Genomic DNA, 21,925 nt, shown 5'->3' on the forward strand with positions numbered 1-21,925 from the left:
GGAAACATGTCTGAACCCATCAAAATCGGCATCGGCGGGCCCGTCGGAGCCGGAAAGACGCAACTGGTGGAGCGGCTCACCCGGCACATGAGTACTGACATCTCCATGGCCGCCATTACCAATGACATTTACACCATCGAGGACGCCAAAATCCTCGCCGTCAACGGAATCCTGCCCGAGGACCGGATCATCGGCGTCGAAACGGGCGGCTGCCCGCACACCGCCATCCGCGAGGATACTTCGATGAACACCGCAGCTATCGAGGAGCTGAAGGCACGGCACCCGGACCTGCAGGTCATCTTTGTGGAATCCGGCGGCGACAACCTTTCCGCCACCTTCAGCCCCGAACTGGTGGACTTCTCCATCTACATCATCGACGTGGCCCAGGGCGAGAAGATCCCGCGCAAAGCCGGCCAGGGCATGATCAAGTCGGACCTGTTCATTATCAACAAGACCGATTTGGCCCCGCATGTTGGCGCGGATCTCTCCGTCATGGAGCGGGACTCCCGCGAGTTCCGGGGCGCCAAGCCGTTCTGCTTCACCAACCTCAAAACAGATGAGGGGCTCGACGGCGTGATCGAGTGGGTGCGCCGCGACGTCCTGATGCTCGACCTCGCCTCATGACCACGATGCCGGTGGCCGAGCCTTCGGTGGTCGAGCCTGTCGAGACCCGTGGATTTCGACAGGCTCAATCGCCGGAACCCCGCGGAGTCCTCAACCTGGTGATTGGCGACCGCAACGGACGGTCCGTCGCTTCGCAGCAGTTTCATCAGGGTGCTCTGAGAGTGTTGCGGCCGCATTACCTGGATGACAGCGGGCAGGTTTGTTATGTCATGGTGAATCCCGGCGGAGCTTACCTGGGCGCTGACCTCTACTTACTCGATATGGAGGTTGAAGCAGGGGCTGATCTGCTGCTGACGACGCAGTCCGCCACGAAGGTCTACCGGACTCCTGGGTCCTTTGCTGAGCAGCGGATGACTGTGCGGCTGGGGGAGGGGGCGCGGCTGGAACTGTTGCCGGACCAGCTTATTGCCTACCGCGAGGCCAACTACCGGCAGCACACGCACATCACCATGAGTCCGACGTCCAGCCTGGTGATAGCCGAGGTGGTGACGCCCGGGTGGTCCCCGGATGGGGCATCGTTCCGTTACGAGGAGCTGCGGCTGCGGACTGAAATCCGGATAGGCGCCGGGCACGGCAGCGACCTCCTGGCGCTGGACAACGTGCTGATCCGGCCACCCTCGGCGGACGTGACCGGATTGGGCTTTATGGAGGGCTACACCCACCTGGGATCACTTCTGGTGGTTGATCCCCGCGTGGACCAGGCGCTCGCCGATGAACTCCACCACCTGGCAGCCGGACACGGCGCGTATACCGGGATCTCGCTGACGCGTACGCTGGCCGGCACCACCGGACTGGTCCTCCGGGCGTTGTCCAACAGTACGGGGGAGCTGAACCACCTGCTGGGCGCCTGCACTGGCTATCTTCGAAATCGCTGGTACGGGCAACAGCCCCTGAACCTGAGGAAGTACTGATGACGACGTTGACGGAGTTCGCCTCGTTCTACCGCCGTCGGGAGCACCTGCCCTTCCGGACGCGGTTGCTGTTCACCTTCGGCGCGGTGGCCGCACTCCATGGTGCCGCCGTCATACTTTTGCTCCTGGGGATGTCCGCTGGGACCTCAGCCGGCATGTCAATTCCAGGTGGCGAACCGATAGTGCTGGGATTGGTGCTCACTGCATACCTGGCCGGTGTGAAGCACAGTTACGACTGGGATCACCTGGCGGCTATCGACAACTCCACACGCAAGTTCGTGGCCCAACGGCAGGATCCGGTCAGCGTGGGGTTCGCCTTCAGTCTGGGGCACAGCTCGGTGGTGATCCTGGCGGGCGTGCTGGTCATTGCCGGTGCTTCTGCAGTGGGGCAATTCATGGAGGACGGAACAGCCGGAAACCTGGTGCTGGGGCTGATCGGCAGCGGCGTTTCGGGCCTGTTCCTGCTGGCGATGGGCCTTTACAACGGCTCCGCCTTTATGCGTGCGGCCGGCGTGTACAGGAGTGCGCGCGGCGGCGGGAGCATCGCCGTCGACGATCTCGAAGCAAAAGGGCTGGTGGCGCGGCTGCTGGCCAGGCCGCTGTCCCGAGTGCGGCGGCCGCGGAACATTTACGTGATCGGGTTCCTGTTCGGGCTCGGGTTTGATACTGCCACAACGATCGGGCTGCTGGTGATGACCACGGCGGCCTCGCTCGCCGGGGTGTCCCCGCTGGCGTTGCTCGCGCTGCCGCTGGCCTTCACCGCTGCGATGACCCTGTGCGATTCGCTCAACGGCGTGGCCATGATGCGGATGTACCGCTCTGCGCTGGATGACCCGCTGCGGAAGCTTGGCTTCAACGCTGTAGTCACCGGGATCTCTGCCGTGTCCGCCCTGTTCATCGCCGTGATCACGCTGGGCGGCTTCGCGAATGCGGCGTTTGTGTTGGACGATCCGCTCACCACCTGGCTTGGTTCCATTGACCTGGGGCACGCCGGGTTGCTCCTGGTTGGCCTTTTGCTGGCGGCGTGGGGCGCAAACCACCTTCTGCGCCTGGGCCGGACCGCCCCGTGAGCTTCATGGCATAGCCGTCTTCACCGCTGAGGGACTGGCAGTGAAGACGGCTAAATTGCTTACAGCCTAGGGCGTTGGTCGAATAGCAGTATCGGCACTGTGGGAAGTGATCTTCGAAGCGGGGCCGCTGTCCAACACTTTTGAGCGGACTGCGGAAGCGTCCAGAACGACGTTCTGTGCTTCGACACTGCTCACAACATGGTTGGTTGCCACTACGTTGCTGTCACCCCCGGCGATGAGAATCATTGTTGGTTGGGCGTTCGGCGGGACGATCCTGTCGGGTGCAACGTCGTATGCGATGAGGTTGTTGGAGAAAAGGTTGTTGTCCCCGGCGATGTGAACCACGCCGTAAAGGTCATCCAGGCCATTGGATGTTCCGAGGAACGGTGGGAAGCCTTCCATCCCCCGTCGGAAGTGGTTGCTGGTGATGAGGTTTTCCTTGCAGTTGTTGATGAGTCGCATCATCCCGGGGAAGAATCCCTGGAATCTGTTCGAGGTCACTGAGCATCTGTTGCAGCCAGTCAGTTCGATCAGGCTCCTGCCCCGGGGGAACAGGTTGTTGCCGGTGATAAGAAGACCTTCGTGATTTTCTGCCAGGAGAGTGACCCCATGCGGTCCGGCTCCCATGAGGTTGTCGCTGACGATTGTCGCCTGGCCTGCTCCTGTGAGTTCGACGCAGTTGCCGCATTCAGCGATCATGTTGTCGTGAACACGGAGAGCGTCGGCGCCACGGACTATGAGCGCGTGTTCAAGATATACGAAACCCATGCCCGTGATGTGGAGGGAGTCGTTGTCTGATGCGACTTCGATGCCAGTCCTGCCGTTACGGTAACTGTTACCGTCTGGCGGGAACTCCACGCCGTCAAGGCAGAAGTCGCGGAAAATGATGCCGGACAGGCGAGGGCTTCCCTCCCGGCGTACGAGGAAGGCCTGGGGAGATGTTGACGCAGTAAGGACGCGAATGTGGCTGCCGCCGGGTTGCAGTTCGAGCCACCCGGACGTGTCTACATTGTCTTTGATGCTGCGGGAAAAGAACCCATGGCCAAAGCCGGCAATGGTCAGGTAACTGATGTCCACGACGACTTGAGTTCGAAGATCGTAGTCGCCCGGGGGGATCGTGATTACGGCGCCTGGCCTGGTGTTTGTTGTGGTCTGGCGCCTTTTGATGTCCGCGATGATGTCATTGATGACTGCGCCGATGTCGACGCGTGCCGTCACCTTTGGCTGGCCCTGGATCTTCCAGGACGTGACATCGTAGATGTTTGTTTCTTTCGGCTTTTCGGTGCCCTGCGCTGGTGCTGTGACGCCTAAAGCCAGCGCTCCCGTCAGGGTGGCAACAGCGCCAGCGCCCAGCAGTCTGCGTCGGCTTGGGTCAACCAATTCCGAATTTTTGTATGTCAACGCTGTCTCCTTATTGCATCGTGGAATGTGTGGGCATCCGGAACCGCAAGGATCCGTTCTAGCTACACAGTGCGGAGGTGTCTTAATGCCCTCCGCTGCGCGCCTTCAGAGGGAAGAGTTCTTTGTCGTGATGAAGCCGGACGACTAAAGACTGTTGCCAAAACGATTTGGTTCGCCGGATACATCGAGGCTAGGAGGGGAGACCAATGGCTGTCAACGCCAAAGTTTCCCGGGTTTTTGGCACCGCAGTGACCCTTGACACGTCGAAGAGACCCTGCGTATGGTGATTGCCAAGTCGTTTTGGCAAAACGATTTGTCAGCTTAGATCACACTCCCCATTCCGTCCAATAGAAAGTGAGTCGACAGCGATGTCCACTCGTAAATTCATCAATAGGATAGCCGCCGGCGGCATTTGCACCGCCGTCGCACTGGCCGCCTCCGCATGTGGCGCCGGGGGCCCGGACACGTCTACCGGCAGCGCCAGCACCAACACTGTCAACGTCCTGGTCGAAGCCGGCGGCCGCGCCGAACTGACAGGCGTCGCCGAACAGTGCAAAAAGGACGCCGGCGTTGACGTCAATTTCGTCGAACTGCCCTACGACGGCATGTTCAACCGGCTTTCCAGCGAGTTCTCGTCCGGCACCGTCTCCTTCGATGTGGCCGCCCTGGACTCCGTTTGGCTGCCCAGTTTCAAGGATGCCCTCCAGCCCCTCGACGAGATCTTCACGGACGAGGCGAAGAAAGACATCTTTCCGTCCCTCGTCAAGGAAGCGAACGTGGACGGGCACTACGTTGGTTTCCCCGCCTGGACAAATGCTGAAATCATCCTCTACCGGAAGGACCTGTTCGAGGACGCCGCGAACAAGGCCGACTTCCAGTCCAGGTACGGCTACGAGCTGGCTGCCCCCACCACATGGAAGCAGTACCAGGACATCTCTGAATTCTTTACCAGGGACGGCATGTACGGCACGGACGTCAAGGGCGGCGTGGAAACAGAATGGCTGGCCCACGTCCTGCAGGCCGGCTCACCCATGGTTTTGGACGGGGACAAGGTGGTTATTGACAACGCCGCCCACAAGGAAGCCCTGGACTTTTACGTGGGCCTCGCCAAGTACGCTCCCTCCGGCGCTGCCCAGGTGGACTGGGCCGCCGCGCAGAACCTGTTCAACCAGGGCCAGACCGCCATGACCCGGTTCTGGGCCCACGCCTACCGTCAGATCCCCAAGGACTCCCCGGTGGCAGGCAATGTGGGAACCGCTCCCATGATCGCCGGGTCTGCCGGCATTGGCGGCGTTCCTGGCCCTTGGTACCTAACGGTCCCGAAAGCCACCAAGAACATCGAGGCGGCCAAGAGGTTCGTCAAGTGTGCCTACGACCACAACAGCCTGGGAATCGAATCCAGCTTGGGTCTGGCTTCCCGAATCTCCGCCTTTGAGGAGTACCAGGACAAGGAAGGCTACGAGAGTTTCGGCCCGCTGATCAAAACCCTCAACGGCGAAGCGACCGCCACCCGTCCGGCCACCGAGAAGTGGCAGCAGATCGTGGACACCGTCCTGGTTCCCATGCTGCAGAAGGCCGTGGCCGGCGGTGACTCCGCCGCACTCCTCTCCGACGCCAAAAAGCAGATTGAGGACCTCCTCAAGTAAGACCCCGCGGCCGGCACCTGCCGAAGAGCACAGCAAGTCCAGTGCCGGCCGCGACCCCAACCACCGGAAGAGAAAACCGTGCGCATCTCCGATCGCCGCTTCGCATTGTTCCTAATGGCACCAGCGGCGCTGTTCCTGGCAATATTCGTGGCCTTCCCGTTGTTCCGCCTCGTCGCGGACAGCTTCTTCAAGATTTCCCCCATCGCCGGCGGCCCCCGCGATTTCGTGGGCTTGGATAACTACTTCCGGGCATTCGCCTCCGAGGCCTTCATTGGCGCCGGCTGGCGGACCCTGGCCTACACCCTGATCGTGGTCACCCTCGAGTTCGCCCTGGGCCTTGGAATGGCGCTGCTGTTCACCACCCTGGGCCGAAGCTCCCAGCTCTGGCGGACCGTGTTCATGTACCCGCTGATGATCGCGCCCATCGTTGCAGGCCTCCTCTGGAAGTTCCTGATGATCGACAACTTCGGCCTCATCGGAACCCTCCTGCACCAGGCAGGCATCCTGTCCAACCCCAACCAGATCGGCTGGCTGTCAGACCCGAACATCGTGCTCTACTCCGTAGCCGTTCCCGACATCTGGCTGACCACATCGTTCATGTGCCTGGTGCTCTTCGCCGGGCTGCAGAACATCCCCGGGGACCTGATCGAGGCAGCACGCCTTGACGGAGCCCGTGCACCGGCCATGCTCTTCCGCATCATCCTCCCGCTCCTGAGGCCGGTTATCGCCGTCGCACTGGTGGTTCGTGGAATCGACGCGGCGCGTGCGTTCGACTCCATCCTCATCCAAACCAACGGTGGTCCCCAGTCCGCCTCGGAAACCATGAGCCTGCTGGTCTACCGGACCATGATCCGCTTTGGTGACCCCGGGTTGGCCAGCGCCATGGGTACCCTCTACCTGCTGGCCATGCTCGCCGTCGCGTTCGTCGCTGTGTCCACCATCTGGCGGCCAGGAAAGGACAACTAATGCGTGTCGCGGAGCGAATCAAGAACGACGGCGAAAAGGCATCTTCAGCGGTTGCCGGACCTTCCGTACCCACCACCGGAAGCAGCAGCGGCGGCAAGCGCCGGGGCGTCAACCGTGAAGGCCTGGAAGCGGGCCGGCGGAGCACCAGGACCCTGCTGTGGATCCTGCTGGCAGTTGCCATGGTGCTCTACGGTTTCCCGTTTCTGTACCTGCTTTTCACATCCTTCAAGACCCCGATCGATACCATCGCGGTGCCGCCCACCATCCTTCCCCGGGAATGGACACTGGAGAACTACACCAACGCTCTGGGCCGCAGCGGAGTACTGGCCTCCTTCATCAACAGCATCCAAACAGCCATCATCAGCACGGCGCTGTCGCTGGTGCTGGCGGTACCGGCTGCTTATGGGATCACCCGGTACAAGACCCTCAGCGGCCGGATCTTCATCATGGCCGCCCTGGTCACCCGAATGGTACCTCCGGTGGCGATTGGGATTCCGCTGGCTTCGATGATGGCATCCGTGGGGCTGTCCGATACACCAATCGCACTGTCCATCGCCCACACCACCATCTCGCTGCCGCTCTCGATCTGGCTGATGGCCAGCTTTTTCGAATCGGTACCGAAGGATCTGGAAGAAGCTGCCACGGTGGATGGCTGCAGCCGGCTCGGCGCCTTGTGGCGGGTGGTGATCCCGGTCGTCTCCGGCGGCATCGCCGTCACCGCGATCTTCGCCTTCCTGGCCTCTTGGAACGAATTCCTCTTCGCACTCCTGATGACAGCGATCCGTTCCCAGACGACGCCCGTGGTGATAGCCAACTTCCAAACCCAGTTCGGCCTGGACTGGGGATCCATGACGGCGCTGGCCGCCGTCTATTCCATCCCGGTTATCCTCCTGACCCTCCTCTTGCAGCGCAAGATCGTCGCAGGCATGACGCTCGGCGCGGTCAAGGGCTAGGTCACCAACACCGAGTAGCCTACTGATGACGCCCAGGGGCTTCACACAGGGCATCGCAAACCATAAGGACGTGGGAGACAGATGAGCAACAAGAACATCGGCATCAAGGACGTGGCCGTCGCCGCCGGCGTGTCAGTGACAACTGTCTCCCACGTGCTAAACGACGTTTCCTACGCCCGGGTCAGCCCCGAAACCAGACATAAGGTCAAATCCGCCGCTGAGGAGCTCGGCTACGGCCCGAACCGCCTTGCCCAGGCCCTGCGCACGCAGCGGACCGGGATGCTCGGCCTGGTGAGCGAGGACATTGCGACGACGCCCCACGCCGGCCGCATCATCCTCGGTGCTGACGAGGCCGCCAAGGCCCGGGGGTACGGCCTCATGATCGTTAATACCTCCGGCTCGGCGAGCCTCGAATCCCGGCGCGCTGATGTCGAGGCCCTCCTGGAACGCCGGGTGGACGGTATCCTCTACGCGACCATGTACCACCGCATCGTGGAACTGCCGGACAACCTGGTTAGCGTGCCCTCCGTACTGGTGGACTCGGTGGCCAGCGGCACAAACATCACAGCCGTGATTCCAGACGAAGACGGCGGTGCACGCGCCGCCGTGGGTGCGCTCCTGGAGGCGGGCCACACCCGTATTGGTTTCATCAACAACACCGACGATGTCCCGGCAACCCGCCAGCGGCTCCAGGCCTTCCGGGCCATGCTGGCTGAAGCAGGGCTTGACGGTGCCGCGGCTCCTGTCGAGTCCGAGGTCTCCGAGGTTCAGGGCGGCTATGAGGCGGCCCGGCGGATCCTGGCACGTAAGGACCGGCCCACCGGCTTGTTCTGCTACAACGACCGAATGGCGATGGGAGCTTACCGCGCCGCCGCCGAGCTGGGACTCAGCATCCCCGCCGACGTTTCCATCGTCGGCTTCGATGACCAGGAACTGATCGCAGCCAACCTCTACCCGGGCCTCAGCACCGTGGCCCTGCCCCACTACGAGATGGGTGCCTGGGCCACCGAGCACCTAATTGACGCCGTCGAAGGGAAGACAGATCTGACCCTCATGGCATTTCACCCGACCATCCTGAGCTGCCCGCTGGTGGGTCGCGACTCCATAACGGCGCCGCGGGATTAGCAGCCAGCCCCTTTCCACTTCCCAGAGGACCGCACGTACATGTCCACTTTCCTTGATGCTGCTCGCCCGGAAACACCTCCGAACGGGACCACCCGGTTTCGTCCGGCCATCCACTTCACCGCTAAAGACACCTGGTTGAACGACCCCAACGGCCTGGTTTTCCACAACGGCCTGTACCACCTCTTCTTCCAGAACAACCCGTACGGGAACGTGTGGGGCAACATGTCCTGGGGCCACGCCACCTCCCGTGACTTGCTCCACTGGACGGAACACCCTGTTGCCATTGCATGCGATGAGACAGAGGACATCTTCTCGGGCAGCGTGGTGGTGGACCACGGAAACACCTCCGGCTTGGGCACGGCGGACGCACCCGCCCTCGTCGCGATCTACACCAGCGCCTACAAGTCCGCTTCTGAACACCACGGCACGCAGGCGCAGTCCCTCGCTTATAGTTCCGACGCGGGAATGACGTGGCACAAGTACGACCATAACCCGGTCCTCACCCGGAATTCCGCGCATTTTCGCGACCCGAAAGTGTTCCGCTATCAGGGCGAGCATGGCGCCTTTTGGGTCATGACCGCGGTCGAAGCGCAGCACCAGAAAGTGGTCTTCTACCGTTCGGAAGACCTCAAGACCTGGGACTTCCTCAGCGACTTCGGCCCGCTGAACGCTGATCAGGGCGAATGGGAGTGCCCCGATCTCTTTCCCCTGGCTGTGGACGAGGACCCGGACAACGTTAAATGGGTCTTGATCGTCAACGTCAACCCCGGCGCGGTGGCCGGAGGTTCCGGGGGCCAGTACTTCGTGGGGCAGTTTGATGGCATCCGGTTTATCCCGGACGCCGGTTCGGTCGCAGCGCCGGCCGGAGTCAGCGCCCTGGGCGACTCCGCCTCGGTCGCTGCAGCGTTGCAGCAATGCCTTTGGCTGGACTGGGGGCGTGACTGCTACGCCTCCGTGTCCTTTAGCAACGTCCAGGATGGCCGGCGCATCATCATCGGCTGGATGAACAACTGGGACTACGCGAACCAGCTGCCCACCGCCCCCTGGCGGTCCTCGATGACCCTCGCCCGCGTAATAAGCCTCACCGCAGTCAACGGCTCAGTCCGCCTGGTCCAGCAGCCTGTCCTGGCCGGCCACTCTGCAGGAGAAGAGCCGTCCGCTGCCGTGGAGCAGATAATCGCAGGCCCCTTCGAACTGCAGGATTCTGTCTTGCGGTTGCCGGATGCGGCACCCGGCAGCGCCCAGGTCATCGAGGCGGCTATCCTCCCCGGAAGCGCCGGGCACGTGGCCTTCCATCTGTACGCCAATGATGACGGAAGCGCTGGTACCGAGCTGAGCTACAACGCCGCCACTGGCCGGCTTGTCCTGGACCGCAGGCGGTCAGGCAACACGGATTTCCACGAAAAGTTCCCCTCCGTTGAGTCAGCCCCTCTGGTCCTTGAGGACGGCGAACTCAAGCTGCAGATCGTCATCGACCAGTGCTCTGTGGAGGTCTTTGCTCAGAACGGCACGGTTGTCCTGACTGACCTCATCTTCCCGAACGCCGAGAACAAAGAGAACCGGCTGGAAGCCGGGGGCGATTTGGCAACGGTACTGAAACTTACGGTCTCAACCCTTACCTGACTGGCATATGGGTAACTTATGAAAGGTCGAAGAATGCACACGAAAGATGACTTCAGCCCAGGCCTTGACGTTGTTGTTGTGGGTGAAGCCCTTGTGGACATTGTTGTCTCGTCCCGGGGCACTGTGAAGCATGCCGGCGGGTCGCCGGCGAACGTGGCTTACGGGCTCGGGCGGCTGGGTGTGACTACGGCGTTGTTGACCTCGATCGGTGACGACACCCACGGCGCGGCTATCGAGAAGCACCTGCGAAGCGCGGGCGTTGATCTGCTGCCTGGTTCCAAGGGCTCCGGCGAAACCGCGACGGCAACCGTGACCCTGGCTTCCGACGGGTCGGCACACTATGACTTCAACATCCGCTGGAACTTACCGCAGATCACCCCGGCCACCCTCCCGAGGATCCTGCACACCGGTTCGATCGCGGCCTTTCAGGCGCCGGGAGCGGCAGTAGTCAGAGAGCTCCTTGAGCAATCACATGAGCGCTGTCTGGTAACCCTCGATCCCAACATCCGCCCTGCACTGCTCGGCAGCCAGGCAGAGGCGAGAAAAACCTTCGAAGAACTCGTCCCGTTCACGGGGGTCGTCAAACTCAGTGACGAGGATGCACAGTGGCTTTATCCGAGACTGCCCATGGAAGACATCGTGCATCGCATTCTTGGATTCGGGCCAGGACTCGTCGCCGTCACCAGGGGAGGGGAAGGATCTTTGCTCACGACGCCTGCCGCGCAGGTAGTAGTTCCCGCGGTCAAGTCTGTCGTAGTTGACACCATCGGCGCCGGCGACTCATACATGTCCGCCCTGATCTATGGACTCCTCATGCGGGGAGCAGACGGGCTGGCACCGTCCGTGGTGGAATCACTGGGTCGGATGGCTGCCACAGCAGCGGCCATTACAGTGCGCCGTGCCGGCGCGAACCCTCCATCGTCAGAGGAACTGCAGGCGGAACTCCCGGAGCATCAGGCAGTGGCACCATGACAACCAGTACACAAGGAGAAGAGCCCATGCCAAGCAACAACTACTATGACGTGACTACATGGCCTGTCGGGAATCCTGCCAAGGACGTCGGTGAAGTCATCAACAGCATCATTGCTGACGTCAAGGAACGGCAGTCCGCCACTGATGTGAACGACGGCGGAAAGCCGGGCGCGGTGATTTACCTTCCGCCTGGGGACTACCACCTTCGCACCCAGGTGGTGATAGATGTCAGCTTCCTTCGGATAGAGGGTTCGGGACACGGCTTCACGTCGTCGAGTATCCGGTTCAACGTTCCCAAGGAGGAGTGGGCAGACCTGCATGAGCTGTGGCCTGGCGGGAGCCGGATCATTGTCGATTTGCCCCCCGCCGGCGACGCAAATGAAGCCAAGGGCGCTGCCTTCTACGTCGAACGGAGCGGAAGCCCGCGGATCAGCTCGGTGGAGTTCTCCAACTTCTGCATCGACGGGCTGCACTTCAGCGCGGACGGTTCGGGACTGCAGGCAGAAAACACCTATCTGAACGGCAAGACCGGCATCTACGCCGCGAGTGCCAATGACTCGTTCCGCGTCACCGGCATGGGGTTCGTCTATCTGGAGAACGCCCTCACCATCTACAACGCGGACGCGCTGTCCATCCACGACAACTTCATCGCCGAATGCGGAAGCTGCATTGAGCTGCGGGGCTGGGGACAGGCATCAAAGATTACCGACAACCTGGTGGGAGCAGGTTTCAAAGGCCACTCAATTTACGCAGAGAACCACGGCGGGCTCCTGATCACCGCAAACAACGTCTTCCCCCGGGGCGCCAGCAGCGTCCACTTCAAGGGTGTCACCCGTTCAAGCGTCACCAACAACCGCCTGCACTCCTTTTACCCCGGGATGGTGATCCTTGAGGCAAATAGTTCGGAAAACCTCGTGGCCACAAACCACTTCCTCCGCGACCATGAACCCTGGACCCCCTTCTTGGGAGTGGACAACGGGTTGGACGACCTCACCGGACTTCTCAGCGTCAGCGGCAGCAACAACTCGGTAGTAGGCAACCACTTTTCCGAAGTCATCGACGCACAGAGCATCCGTCCGGCGGGTGCCACGCCTGTCATTATTCGGCTGAAGGAGGGCACGGGCAACTTCGTCTCCAACAACCACGTGGTGGCCATGGACGTCCACGCCAGGTCCAGTGACTCCTGCTTCGCAGCGCAGGTGGACGCACTGCTGACCACCGAGGCCTCCGAAGGCCTCGCAGTCACGGCAGTCATGGTCCACTCTGAATCGACTCGGAATACCATCCTCGATTCCGGAAGCGACGCCCAAGTTAGCGCGGACAGGGCCGTTAACGCCTTCAGAGCCACCCCCACGGTCAGTTCTTAGGCGTCGAACGATCTTGCGTCTCTACCAGCTCAGGTCGCACGCATATTGGCTTAGTTCCTCAAGCTTCCGGCGGGCAGGAGGAGTCGAAGTTCAGGGTTGCGGGGCGGCTTTGGAGCGCTCAGACCGTGCTGCTATGCGGCCAGGCCGTGCTGCTTGCGCGTGGGGCGGCGCTTGCCGGGGGCAGGGCGGCCGTGCTCGGGCTCGGCCAGAATCCGGGCACCATCAGGCACGATCGTGTCTGCATGGACAAGAGCTCCGTGGCCAATGACGGCACCGGAGCCGATCCGGGCGTGGCTGCCGATATGGACGCGGTTGCCAATAGCCGTTCCGTGGCCAACATGCACCGCGTCACCAATGACCACGCGATCGCCAATCCTGGCACCGCGGTCAATCCAGCTGCCCCGGCCGATCCGGGCTCCGGACCCGATACTGGCGCCGGGCTCCACATAGCTCATGGAACCGATCCGCACATTATCGGCGACGGCGGCTCCGGGCGCTACCAGCCCACCACCATTCAGGTGCCGGACGTAGCGGGTGACCTTGCCGGCGTCGTCTTCTACTGACTCAAACTTCCTGCTCATTCGGTTCCTTTACAGACGAGTTGTTCATAAGTCTTAACGGTCGAGAGGGCCACAGGATTCCCGTTGAGTTTGCGCCGTCGAACGGTGTTCATTTCGTTACTCCCGCGCAGTCGATCCCCAGCGTTGAGGAAATGCCTGTATGCCCTGCAATAATCGGACCAAAGGTTTGCGCGGATGCTGATCAGCATGCGCCAGGCAGCAGCGTAAGTTCTGGCACATCAAGACGAGGCGGACGTCCATGAACACTCCGGACCAGCAGACAACCCTTCCTATGGCAGCGGCGGCAGAATTTCCTGCACCGGATGAAGCGGAAGCCCCCGGCCCCGTGGAACCGGACGAGCCCAAGACGCCGCTCCAGCAGCTTGCCGCTGCCCACGGCGTGGGTACCTCCTTCCTCGGCTGGGGCGATGTGGTGCACAAAGTCGAGGACCAAACCTTGGTGAAGGTCTTGGCAGCCTTGGGCGTCCAGGCAGATACTGAGGAACTCATCGAAAAGGCCCTCCGCGACGCCGAACTGGCGCCCTGGCGACGGATGGTGCCGCCCACCGTCGTCGTGACCGAGGGCGAATCCGCCACGGTTCCGGTCCACGTCCCGCATGGCAGGCCCGCCCGCCTCACGATCGAGCGTGAGGACGGGGAAGTCTCTGCCGCCGAACAGCAGGACGTGTGGGTGCTGCCGGCCGACGTCGATGGTCACCAGGTGGGACGCGCGACGTTCGAAGTACCTGCGGACTTGCCTCTTGGCTATCACACGTTGCACGCCTCATCGGATGACCTCCGGGCCAGCGGGGCGTTGATCGTTGTTCCGGCCCGCCTTCACACCGCTGAGCCGCTGCATGAACGCCGCGGCTGGGGGCTAGCGGCGCAGCTGTACTCGGTGAGGTCCAAGCGGTCCTGGGGAATTGGCGATTTCGCGGACCTGGCCGATCTGGCAGCTCTCAGCGGCAGCCGTGGCGCGGATTATGTATTGGTCAATCCGCTGCACGCGGCGGAGCCGGTTCCGCCGCTCCAGCCCTCTCCTTACTCTCCGTCCTCGCGGCGTTTCTTCAACCCGCTGTACATCCGGATTGAAGCCATTCCGGAGTTTGCCTACCTCAAACCTAAGAAGCGCGCCGTGGTGGACCAGCTTCTCAGGCAGGTGAAAAAACTCAACGCAGATGCCGACAGGCTGGATCGTAATAAGGCCTTCAAGGCAAAACTGGAGGCCTTGGAACTGGTCTTCAAGGTTAGGCGTTCGGCTGCGCGGCAGGAAGCCCTGGACAAGTTCTGCGCCGAAACCGGCAAGGGCCTGGACGATTTTGCCCTGTGGTCCTCGATCCGGGAGAAGACCGGGCCCGGACAGGAATTTTGGCAGGATGCGGAGTCCGCCGTCGGCACCAAGCGGGCGGAGGCCAAGCGGGCAAAGCTGGCAGGCCGCATCGACTTCCACCGCTGGTTGCAGTGGATTTGTGATGAGCAGCTGGAAGACGCCCAGCGTGCAGCCATGCGTTCCGGGATGCGGCTGGGAGTTGTTCACGATCTGGCCGTGGGAGTGGATCACAGCAGTGCTGATGCCTGGACCCTGCGGGGCGTTCTGACGCCCGGTGCCAGTGTGGGCGCCCCGCCTGACATGTATAACCAGCAGGGCCAGGACTGGGGCCAACCGCCGTGGCACCCGGAACGGCTCGCAGAAGCCGGCTATCGGCCATTCCGCGACATGCTGGGAACAGTGCTGCGCCATGCCGGCGGAATCCGGGTGGACCACATCCTGGGACTGTTCCGCCTATGGTGGATTCCAGCCGGCAGCAGCCCCGCAGACGGTGCCTACGTCCGGTACGACCACCACGCGCTGATCGGTGTGCTGGCACTGGAGGCCCACCGCGCCGGTGCCGTGGTGATTGGCGAGGATCTTGGTCTCTTTGAACCGTGGGTGCAGGACTACCTCGCCAGCCGCGGCATCCTGGGTACCTCCATCCTCTGGTTCGAATACGACGGCGAATCTCCCCTTCCACCGGAAAAGTACCGGGTGCAGGCACTCGCCAGCGTCAATACCCACGACCTTCCGCCTACCGCCGGCTATCTCGCCGGGGAACATGTTGCTTTGCGCAGCAGGCTGGGGATCCTGGAGCGGTCCGAGGCGGACGAGAGAACTGACCATGAGGCCTCCCTGGCAAAGATGATGGACCTGCTGAAAGAACGGCGCCTGTTGCCTGCCCGGGTGAAAGGTAAAGGTTCCATCGAGAGCGACCCAAGCGGAACCGAGGAGCGCACTATCGAGGCCCTGCACCTTTTGCTGGCCCAGACGCCATCGGTACTGCTGGGTGTTGCACTGGTGGATGCAGTAGGGGAGCGGCGGGTTCAGAACCAGCCGGGCACCACGGAGGCGCTCTACCCGAACTGGCAGGTGCCGTTGGCCGATGCGGACGGAAAAGCAGTCTCACTGGATAATCTGCCAGGCAACGCCCGCTTCAACCGGCTGCTGGCCGCCGTCGAAAAGTCCCTCCGGAAGGCCTGACCCGCCCCCAACTAAGTAGCACTTGTCACCGTTTAGAGGCTTCTAAAGGGCAACTACTGCTACTTAGTTGGGACGGGAAGGACCGGGGCTCGCGGTCAGTGGGCCGTGATCAGGTGCGTGAAGTGGTCATAGCGGAAGGTGACCGGGCCGCCGTCGTGCGCCAACTGGACGTTGCCGCCGTTGGCCACTCCACCGGCACCGTAGTTCTCCGTCCACGACTCGTTCAACGCTGCCTTGAACTCGTACGAGCCCGCCGGCAGGTCCACCGTCTTCTTCCACACCAGATCGGCGGGATCGAGCGACATATGGGCCGCCGCGCAGTCCGGCAGCCAATCCGCATCGCAGCCCATTTCCGAGTTCAGGCTGCCCGCGACGGTCACGGACTGCGGCTGCCGGGATGCGTAGACCGCGTCGAGAACGTGCGTGCTGTGGTCATAGCGGAACGTGACGGGCCCGCCGGGATGGTCCAGCACGATGTTGGCGCCGTTGAAGTCGCCGCCGGCACCGTAGTTCTCGTCCCAGCCGCCATTCATCGCTGCCTTGTACCGGTACTGGCCGGCCGGCAGGTCAACCGTGAGCCGCCAGATCTTGTCCGCGGGATCCAGCACCATCATGGTTTGAGGGCAGGACGGATCCCATTCCGGACAGCCCATCAGCGCGTTCAGATCGCCGGCCACAGTGACCGAGTCGGGCTGCGGCGCCTCACCCACCACTACCGTGCGTGGCTCGCTGACCACACTGAATCCGGTACCGCTCATCAGGGCCCGGTACTGCACCTTCGTGCCGTCATCCAGTGCCAGGGGTGTGAGGTCATCGGTCACCGAGTACACCGGAGATGAATCGTCGGAGCCGATGGCGGTCCACCCGCCGCCGTCCACACTGCGCTCGAAAGACACCACATGGCTGGCCTTTTCCGGATCAGCCGTGGCACTGACGGTGACCGAGCCCTCCACACTGTTCCCCTCCGCCGGAGTCTGCATGGTCAGGACCGGTGCCGGAACTGCTCCCGTGCGCGGCTGGCTGACGGACGTATGGCCGCCATTGTCCAGCACCGTTGCGCGGTACTCAACGGAAGTGCCGGCATCGAGGGCGGCGACGTCATGGAACACCTGGTAGGGCGCGGTGTCGTCGGTGCCGATCGGCTCCCACGCGCCGCCTGCCGTCTTGGCCTCAAAGGTGACCTCGTAGAACGAAGTACCGTCGACGTCGGCAGTGACCTTAAGGCGGCCGTTGTCACCGGCTGCCGGGGCAGGATCCTGAAGTACGACGGCGGGCGCCTCCTTTGAGTGCGGAAGACGGCCAGAGGACTGGTACACCACGGCTGAAAGCGGCGGGACCGTGACGGCAAGGGTGCCGGCGCTGGACGTTTTCACCTCCGCGGCGGCAACCCCCGAATCGCCATAGACCAAGGTGTAGTTGCGCTTTGCGATATAGGTCGGCACCTGGGCGGTCTGCGGCTCCTCGCTGTTGTTCAGGGCCACCACGTACTCGCGCTGGTCCTTCGCATCGGTGCGGGAGAAGGCATAGATGCCGGCGCCGTCCGACGCATAGCGGTGCTGGTGGGCGCCGTCGCGAAGGGCCGGGTGTTCCTTTGTGAGGGCCGCGAGCTCGCTGATCTTGGCGTACAGCGGGTGGTCCTGACTGAAGTTGTCCGTGGCATGCGTTGCGTCGGTACCCAGCAGGTCGTCGTCAAGGTACTCCGGAACCTGGCTGGCGAACAGTGTCTGGCGCGCATCCTGGTCACCGCCGGGACCCGTGAAACCCTGTTCGTCGCCGTAGTAGATCACCGGGTTGCCGCGGGAAAAGTACATCAGTTCGTGCGCCAGCTGATCGCGTGCCAGCTGCTCTGCGTCCGTTGCCCCGGGATTGTCAGTGGCGATGAAGCTGCCAATACGGCCCATGTCGTGGTTTCCCAGGAACGTAGGCAGCTGGTAGACGTTGGAATCGGCGTCAGTGTACCAGTCGTCGCCGGCGAAGAACGTTTCCAGCGCCTGGGTGTCCTGGCTCTTGGAGGCGAAGTTGCGGGCTGCTTCCTGGAACGGGAAGTCCAGCACAGCCTGCATCTGACTGCGGGTGGTGAACTGCGAGGTGAAGCTCTTGGTGGTGTCAAACACCTCGCCGAACATGAAGAACTCGTCCTTACCCTGTTCGTGGGCGTAGTTGAGGACGTCCGGGCCGAAGTCCTGCCAGAACTCATTGTTGACATGCTTCATGGTGTCGATCCGGAAGCCGTCAACGCCGAAGTCGCCGATCCACGTCTTGTAGATGTCCTTCATGCCCTCCACCACGGTGGGGTGCTCAGTGAAAAGATCGTCCAGGCCGAAGAAGTCACCGTAGTAGGCGTCTTCGCCCACAAAGGTGGTGTCACCGCGGTTGTGGTAGAGCGTGGGATCGTTCAGCCAGCCGGGCACCTTGAGGTCCTCTTCGGCCGGGTCCAGCACAGGCGTATAGGGGAAGGACGTTTCCGCACTCAGGGCCGGAAAGTCCGGTGAGCCGGCAAAGTCGCGGTCATCGAACTCCACGCCGTCCGCCGTCTGGTAGGGCACCTCGTCCTTGGACACGTAGGCCTTGCGGGCGCCTTCCTGGTAGCCGATCACGTCCGCTGTGTGGTTGGTGATGATGTCGAAGTAGACCTTCATGCCTCGGGCGTGGGCTTCGTCGATCAGGGCCTTGAGCTCGTCATTGGTGCCAAGATGCGGATCGATCTGGGTAAAATCCGTGATCCAGTAACCGTGGTAGCCGGCCGAGTTGTCCTCCGGCTGTACCGCCTTGTTCTTGAAGCTAGGGGTCAGCCAGATGGACGTGGTGCCCAGGCCCTGGATGTAGTCGATCTTGTCCAGCAGTCCTGCCAGGTCGCCGCCGTTGTAGAAGCCCTTCCGGGTGGGGTCGAAGCCGGAGACCATTGGGTCCGAACCGAGTCCGCCGTCGTCGTTGCCCGCGTCGCCGTTGCTGAAGCGGTCCGCCATGACGAAGTAGAAGTTTTCGTCTGTCACCGGTGCACGGAGGGAATGAAGGGCCGACGCCGGCTCAGGGCTTTTACCGCCAGGCGCTGCCTGAGCGGGAAGTACTGCTGTGGACACGGCTACGGCGGCGGTCAGTAGGACGGCCGCGGCGGCTCGGGCGGCCGTGCGGGGTTCGTGAGGGAACAGGGATCGGGACGGGGGCATTATTCGGGTGCGTAATGACACTGCTATGAGGCCTTCCTGGTAGCGGCATTGCTTCAGGGAATGGGACAGCAGCCAGCAGCGCGCGAGAGGCGTGCGTGACTGAAATCAAAGTGTAAGCGCTTGCACCCGAATGCGCCATCACCATCCGGGACCAGGAGCAGCTAGTCCGCTGACACCACCAGCGCCGTGGGGGAGGGTACTGCCAGCAACTGCACCCGGGACCCGGGCAGGCCGGTCTTCGGGTCCAGGGCAAAGGTGGCAATTTCGTCGGATCGTTCGTGCGCCACGTAGAGCCAATGGCCACGGACCAGGTGGTGGCGTGGCCAATCACCGCCGCTGGCATAGTGCCGTTTAGGGGTTGCCTGGGTGCCGTCGGGGCTGACGGTCAGGACGCCAATGATGTTTGATCCCCGGATACCGACGTAAGCGTAGGTCCCGTCCGGGCCCAGGCAAATCTCGGCGGCTGAATCACCCGGGAGGGTTCCGCCGGAGGTTGCCGGTCCCTGGCTGACCAAACGGAACGTCCCGCCGTCGTCCGTTTTCACCGCCAGTACCTCCAACGAATACTCGGTAACCACAAGAACGCTGCCAGTGTGGTGCTGCAGCAGGTGACGGGGGCCGGATGCGGCGGGCAGCACTACCTCATGGTTCGGTACAAGGCCCTGACCGGGAATGTATTTCCAGATGCGGAGCGTATCGTGGCCCAGGTCTGTCGTCATGACGCGCCCGTCTGCCAGCACCAGGCTGGCGTGGGCGCGGCTTTGGCGGTGTCCCGCAGCGCTGGCGCCCGGGTACGGATCAACCGAAGGCGCGGTGGGGAACCGCGCGCCCAGGCCGCCGTCGTGGTTCAATTCGTAGAGCAGGACCTGGCCGTCGCCATAGCAGGTAGCCACGGCAAAGCGGCCCTGAGGGTCAACTGCCACATGGCAGCAGCCCTCGCCCGCGTCCTGAGCGTCGCCAAGCGGCTCCAGTTCGAACTCGCCGGTGCGTCGGTAGGCCTGGACCTTGCGACGCTGCTCAGCTACCGCGTACACCACGGGAAACGTGGGGTGCACGGCAAGGAACGACGGCGAATCAGCCGCCACAGCCGTCCCCAGCCACTCGAGCCGGCCGTCGCTGTGCGCGGCCAAGGCGCCGATTCCTTCGGCCCTGCCTCCGCCGTCGGGGGTGTAGGTACCGGTCCAGATGATTGTGCGCGCTGTGGCAGGAGTCATAGCCCTATCCTGCCAACTTCTGGCGCCTTACGGGTTGCTTTTTGGCTCCGTATCATTAGCTGCCCGTCAGTAGGTGGAGAGAGTATCGATCATGGAGGACGTAAGGGCCGTAACCTTCACTGTGCTGACCACGATGCTGAGCACCACCACGCCAATCAGGACCCAAACAGGAACCAGGCTGCGTCCTGGCGCTACTTTGCGCACAATCACGCTCCGTCCGATCACATAGACGGCGGTTCCCAGGAAGCTCCACGCCCAGTGAAACGGCCGGACGACGCCGTCGCGCTTAAGTCGTTCGCTGTCGAAATAGGCCAGCACCACGGTGGCGCCATAGAGCGGGAGGCTTGAGCCGACCAGTAACAGGTAAGCGGGGGTGAAGATTGCGCCGGGGTCCATAGCGGGGCTGTAGTCACCGCGCGGATCAACGTACAAGGCGCTGAAGTCGGGGTTCCAGGCCAGCAGCAGCGCCACCGTGATGAGGGGCAGCAAGGTGATAATCCAGATCATCGGGTTGTAAACCGGCGTCTGGTCGCTAATTCGGGGCCGCTCGGGCAGGTATCCGGCGGAGTAAGTCACTGGGTACCCGGCGGCGTAACCGGGCGCCACGTAGGGACTTGGTTGGCTGACGTGCCCGGTCCACGCCGTGCCGTTCCACCACCGCTGCTGCGCGGATCCCGCCGGATCGTTGTACCAACCCGGCGGTACGCCCTGGTTCCCCGCTTCGCTCACGTGTAACCCCTAACCGTTCCTTGTAGCTGTTCAGGCTGGGGACTGCCCGTGGCGAAGCGGGGAGGCCGCGGAACTTACTGTTCGTTCCGGTCTGTATTAGTGGCAGCGCCGGAGCGTGTTGCGCCGCCTTCGTCTGTCCAGTCCTGGCCGGTGGCATTGTTAAGGGCCGGATCCGAATCAACGTCTGCGGTCCGGGCATGTAAACCGGCGACGTCGGCAGCCCGGTCGTGTTCTTCGGCCACCTCCACAATTCCATCGGCAGTCTCATAGACGCTGGAATCCGCCGCGCCGGCGTCGGGGCTGATATGCGTGTCCAGGTTTGGGGTGCCGGCATGCGTGCTGTGGCCGGGAACCGCAGCATCGGCGCCGGAAGGGCCTGATGAGCCTGCTGAGGTACCGCTTTCAGAAGTACCCCCACCAGAAGTGCCCTGGTCTGCAGTCTTGGTGTCCCCGGATTCGCGATGCACTGACTGGCCGATTACCGTGCCCGCGCGGCGGGCAGCCTCGCCCAACTGGTCGGCTACCTCGGGTGCCTTCTCCTTGAGGGTTTCCGTGGCGGCTGCGACCTTCTGCTGGACGGGTTCGCTTTCCCAGATTCCGGTGGCCTTGGCCTTGATTTTTTCGTAGGCGGCCCGTCCGGACCGCGCTCCGAGGACATAGCCGGCGGCAAGGCCGATGCTCAATAGAAGCTTTGATTTCATGATGAACTCCTGCTCAGTTGATGGAGACCACGGGTGGGGATGGTGTGCAAAAGTGAAAAGAAAAGCCGGCCCCAGGAGTACCTGGGGCCGGCTTTCGGCCGAAGCTGTGTTAGCTGCGGACGCTCCGCTTGGTGACCAGCCCGTAGACCAGCAGCACGATGATGGCGCCACCGATCGCGAGGAGCCAGGTCTGCAGCGAGAAGAACTCCTGCAGCGGTGCATTGAACAGCACGCTTCCGAGCCAACCGCCAAGGAACGCGCCGACGACGCCGAGCAGCAACGTGATGAAAATACCGCCGCCCTGCTTGCCCGGCAGGATTGCCTTAGCGATCGCACCAGCGATAAGCCCAAGGATCAGAAATGCAAAAAAACCCATTTTGT

Annotated in this window: 18 protein-coding genes; 11 read left to right on the forward strand and 7 right to left on the reverse strand. The window is 62.6% G+C overall.

Features of this window, described 5'->3' with window-relative positions:
* The first annotated feature begins 6 nt into the window (after nt 1-6).
* The 3 genes from ureG to ACWA13_RS02070 are packed head-to-tail and all read left to right on the forward strand — an operon-like array spanning nt 7 to nt 2,605.
* Nucleotides 7-624, forward strand: a complete 618-nt coding sequence (ureG, locus tag ACWA13_RS02060; protein ID WP_463936468.1) for an urease accessory protein UreG — start codon at nt 7-9, stop codon at nt 622-624.
* Nucleotides 621-1,535, forward strand: a complete 915-nt coding sequence (locus tag ACWA13_RS02065; RefSeq protein ID WP_463936470.1) for an urease accessory protein UreD — start codon at nt 621-623, stop codon at nt 1,533-1,535. Before ureG ends, ACWA13_RS02065 begins: the two co-directional genes overlap by 4 nt.
* Nucleotides 1,535-2,605 (forward strand): HoxN/HupN/NixA family nickel/cobalt transporter, encoded by a 1,071-nt coding sequence (locus ACWA13_RS02070; protein WP_463936471.1) that lies wholly within the window; start codon nt 1,535-1,537, stop codon nt 2,603-2,605. Before ACWA13_RS02065 ends, ACWA13_RS02070 begins: the two co-directional genes overlap by 1 nt.
* Before the next feature lie 66 nt (nt 2,606-2,671).
* Here the strand turns inward: ACWA13_RS02070 and ACWA13_RS02075 are convergent, their stop codons facing one another.
* Nucleotides 2,672-3,985, reverse strand: a complete 1,314-nt coding sequence (locus ACWA13_RS02075) for a NosD domain-containing protein (RefSeq protein ID WP_463936472.1) — start codon at nt 3,983-3,985, stop codon at nt 2,672-2,674.
* A gap of 389 nt (nt 3,986-4,374) precedes the next feature.
* Between ACWA13_RS02075 and ACWA13_RS02080 the strand changes: the two genes are divergently transcribed.
* The 7 genes from ACWA13_RS02080 to ACWA13_RS02110 all read left to right on the forward strand — a co-directional run bounded on the left by ACWA13_RS02080 (nt 4,375) and on the right by ACWA13_RS02110 (nt 12,658).
* Entirely contained in the window at nt 4,375-5,652 is a 1,278-nt protein-coding gene (locus ACWA13_RS02080; RefSeq protein WP_463936474.1) for an ABC transporter substrate-binding protein, read from the forward strand.
* 78 nt (nt 5,653-5,730) lie between these two features.
* Nucleotides 5,731-6,618 (forward strand): carbohydrate ABC transporter permease, encoded by an 888-nt coding sequence (locus tag ACWA13_RS02085; RefSeq protein WP_463936476.1) that lies wholly within the window; start codon nt 5,731-5,733, stop codon nt 6,616-6,618.
* Entirely contained in the window at nt 6,618-7,571 is a 954-nt protein-coding gene (locus ACWA13_RS02090) for a carbohydrate ABC transporter permease (protein WP_463936478.1), read from the forward strand. The genes ACWA13_RS02085 and ACWA13_RS02090 overlap by 1 nt, the downstream gene beginning before the upstream one ends.
* A gap of 81 nt (nt 7,572-7,652) precedes the next feature.
* Nucleotides 7,653-8,696 (forward strand): LacI family DNA-binding transcriptional regulator, encoded by a 1,044-nt coding sequence (locus ACWA13_RS02095; protein WP_463936480.1) that lies wholly within the window; start codon nt 7,653-7,655, stop codon nt 8,694-8,696.
* A gap of 39 nt (nt 8,697-8,735) precedes the next feature.
* Complete coding sequence (locus ACWA13_RS02100; protein ID WP_463936481.1) at nt 8,736-10,319, forward strand: glycoside hydrolase family 32 protein; 1,584 nt, start codon at nt 8,736-8,738, stop codon at nt 10,317-10,319.
* 33 nt (nt 10,320-10,352) lie between these two features.
* The gene (locus ACWA13_RS02105) at nt 10,353-11,291 is read left to right on the forward strand and encodes a carbohydrate kinase family protein (RefSeq protein WP_463936482.1); all 939 of its coding nucleotides are present in this window, start codon (nt 10,353-10,355) and stop codon (nt 11,289-11,291) included.
* A gap of 26 nt (nt 11,292-11,317) precedes the next feature.
* Entirely contained in the window at nt 11,318-12,658 is a 1,341-nt protein-coding gene (locus ACWA13_RS02110) for a right-handed parallel beta-helix repeat-containing protein (RefSeq protein WP_463936484.1), read from the forward strand.
* Nucleotides 12,659-12,789: 131 nt separating this feature from the next.
* On the opposite strand, the gene ACWA13_RS02115 is transcribed toward ACWA13_RS02110, so the two are convergent.
* A complete protein-coding gene (locus ACWA13_RS02115) occupies nt 12,790-13,239 on the reverse strand; it encodes a DapH/DapD/GlmU-related protein (protein ID WP_463936485.1) in 450 nt (149 codons plus the stop codon).
* A gap of 238 nt (nt 13,240-13,477) precedes the next feature.
* Here ACWA13_RS02115 and malQ point away from each other — a divergent pair, with 238 nt between their 5' ends.
* Nucleotides 13,478-15,733, forward strand: coding sequence for a 4-alpha-glucanotransferase (malQ, locus tag ACWA13_RS02120; RefSeq protein ID WP_463936486.1), 2,256 nt, complete (start codon nt 13,478-13,480; stop codon nt 15,731-15,733).
* A 95-nt stretch (nt 15,734-15,828) separates the two neighbouring features.
* Here the strand turns inward: malQ and ACWA13_RS02125 are convergent, their stop codons facing one another.
* From ACWA13_RS02125 to ACWA13_RS02145, 5 genes are all read right to left on the reverse strand, one after another.
* On the reverse strand, nt 15,829-18,900 hold the full coding sequence (locus tag ACWA13_RS02125) for an alpha-amylase family glycosyl hydrolase (RefSeq protein WP_463936488.1): 3,072 nt from the start codon (nt 18,898-18,900) through the stop codon (nt 15,829-15,831).
* A 161-nt stretch (nt 18,901-19,061) separates the two neighbouring features.
* A complete protein-coding gene (locus tag ACWA13_RS02130; RefSeq protein WP_463936489.1) occupies nt 19,062-20,114 on the reverse strand; it encodes a lactonase family protein in 1,053 nt (350 codons plus the stop codon).
* Nucleotides 20,115-20,180: 66 nt separating this feature from the next.
* Entirely contained in the window at nt 20,181-20,843 is a 663-nt protein-coding gene (locus ACWA13_RS02135; protein ID WP_463936491.1) for a DUF2510 domain-containing protein, read from the reverse strand.
* Between the two features lie 74 nt (nt 20,844-20,917).
* A complete protein-coding gene (locus tag ACWA13_RS02140) occupies nt 20,918-21,544 on the reverse strand; it encodes a hypothetical protein (RefSeq protein WP_463936493.1) in 627 nt (208 codons plus the stop codon).
* A gap of 109 nt (nt 21,545-21,653) precedes the next feature.
* Nucleotides 21,654-21,920, reverse strand: coding sequence for a GlsB/YeaQ/YmgE family stress response membrane protein (locus ACWA13_RS02145; RefSeq protein ID WP_463936495.1), 267 nt, complete (start codon nt 21,918-21,920; stop codon nt 21,654-21,656).
* Nucleotides 21,921-21,925: the final 5 nt, after the last annotated feature.

It is taken from the genome of Pseudarthrobacter sp. TRD_SC_9 (assembly GCF_055361265.1).

What these genes read in the sequence shown, in the direction of transcription:
- ureG (WP_463936468.1), top strand. Translation starts at nt 7, where the DNA reads ATGTCTGAACCCATCAAAATCGGCATCGGCGGGCCCGTCGGAGCCGGA.
- ACWA13_RS02065 (WP_463936470.1), top strand. Translation starts at nt 621, where the DNA reads ATGACCACGATGCCGGTGGCCGAGCCTTCGGTGGTCGAGCCTGTCGAG.
- ACWA13_RS02070 (WP_463936471.1), top strand. Translation starts at nt 1,535, where the DNA reads ATGACGACGTTGACGGAGTTCGCCTCGTTCTACCGCCGTCGGGAGCAC.
- ACWA13_RS02080 (WP_463936474.1), top strand. Translation starts at nt 4,375, where the DNA reads ATGTCCACTCGTAAATTCATCAATAGGATAGCCGCCGGCGGCATTTGC.
- ACWA13_RS02090 (WP_463936478.1), top strand. Translation starts at nt 6,618, where the DNA reads ATGCGTGTCGCGGAGCGAATCAAGAACGACGGCGAAAAGGCATCTTCA.
- ACWA13_RS02095 (WP_463936480.1), top strand. Translation starts at nt 7,653, where the DNA reads ATGAGCAACAAGAACATCGGCATCAAGGACGTGGCCGTCGCCGCCGGC.
- ACWA13_RS02100 (WP_463936481.1), top strand. Translation starts at nt 8,736, where the DNA reads ATGTCCACTTTCCTTGATGCTGCTCGCCCGGAAACACCTCCGAACGGG.
- ACWA13_RS02105 (WP_463936482.1), top strand. Translation starts at nt 10,353, where the DNA reads ATGCACACGAAAGATGACTTCAGCCCAGGCCTTGACGTTGTTGTTGTG.
- ACWA13_RS02110 (WP_463936484.1), top strand. Translation starts at nt 11,318, where the DNA reads ATGCCAAGCAACAACTACTATGACGTGACTACATGGCCTGTCGGGAAT.
- ACWA13_RS02115 (WP_463936485.1), bottom strand. Translation starts at nt 13,239, where the DNA reads ATGAGCAGGAAGTTTGAGTCAGTAGAAGACGACGCCGGCAAGGTCACC.
- malQ (WP_463936486.1), top strand. Translation starts at nt 13,478, where the DNA reads ATGAACACTCCGGACCAGCAGACAACCCTTCCTATGGCAGCGGCGGCA.
- ACWA13_RS02125 (WP_463936488.1), bottom strand. Translation starts at nt 18,900, where the DNA reads ATGCCCCCGTCCCGATCCCTGTTCCCTCACGAACCCCGCACGGCCGCC.
- ACWA13_RS02130 (WP_463936489.1), bottom strand. Translation starts at nt 20,114, where the DNA reads ATGACTCCTGCCACAGCGCGCACAATCATCTGGACCGGTACCTACACC.
- ACWA13_RS02140 (WP_463936493.1), bottom strand. Translation starts at nt 21,544, where the DNA reads ATGAAATCAAAGCTTCTATTGAGCATCGGCCTTGCCGCCGGCTATGTC.
- ACWA13_RS02145 (WP_463936495.1), bottom strand. Translation starts at nt 21,920, where the DNA reads ATGGGTTTTTTTGCATTTCTGATCCTTGGGCTTATCGCTGGTGCGATC.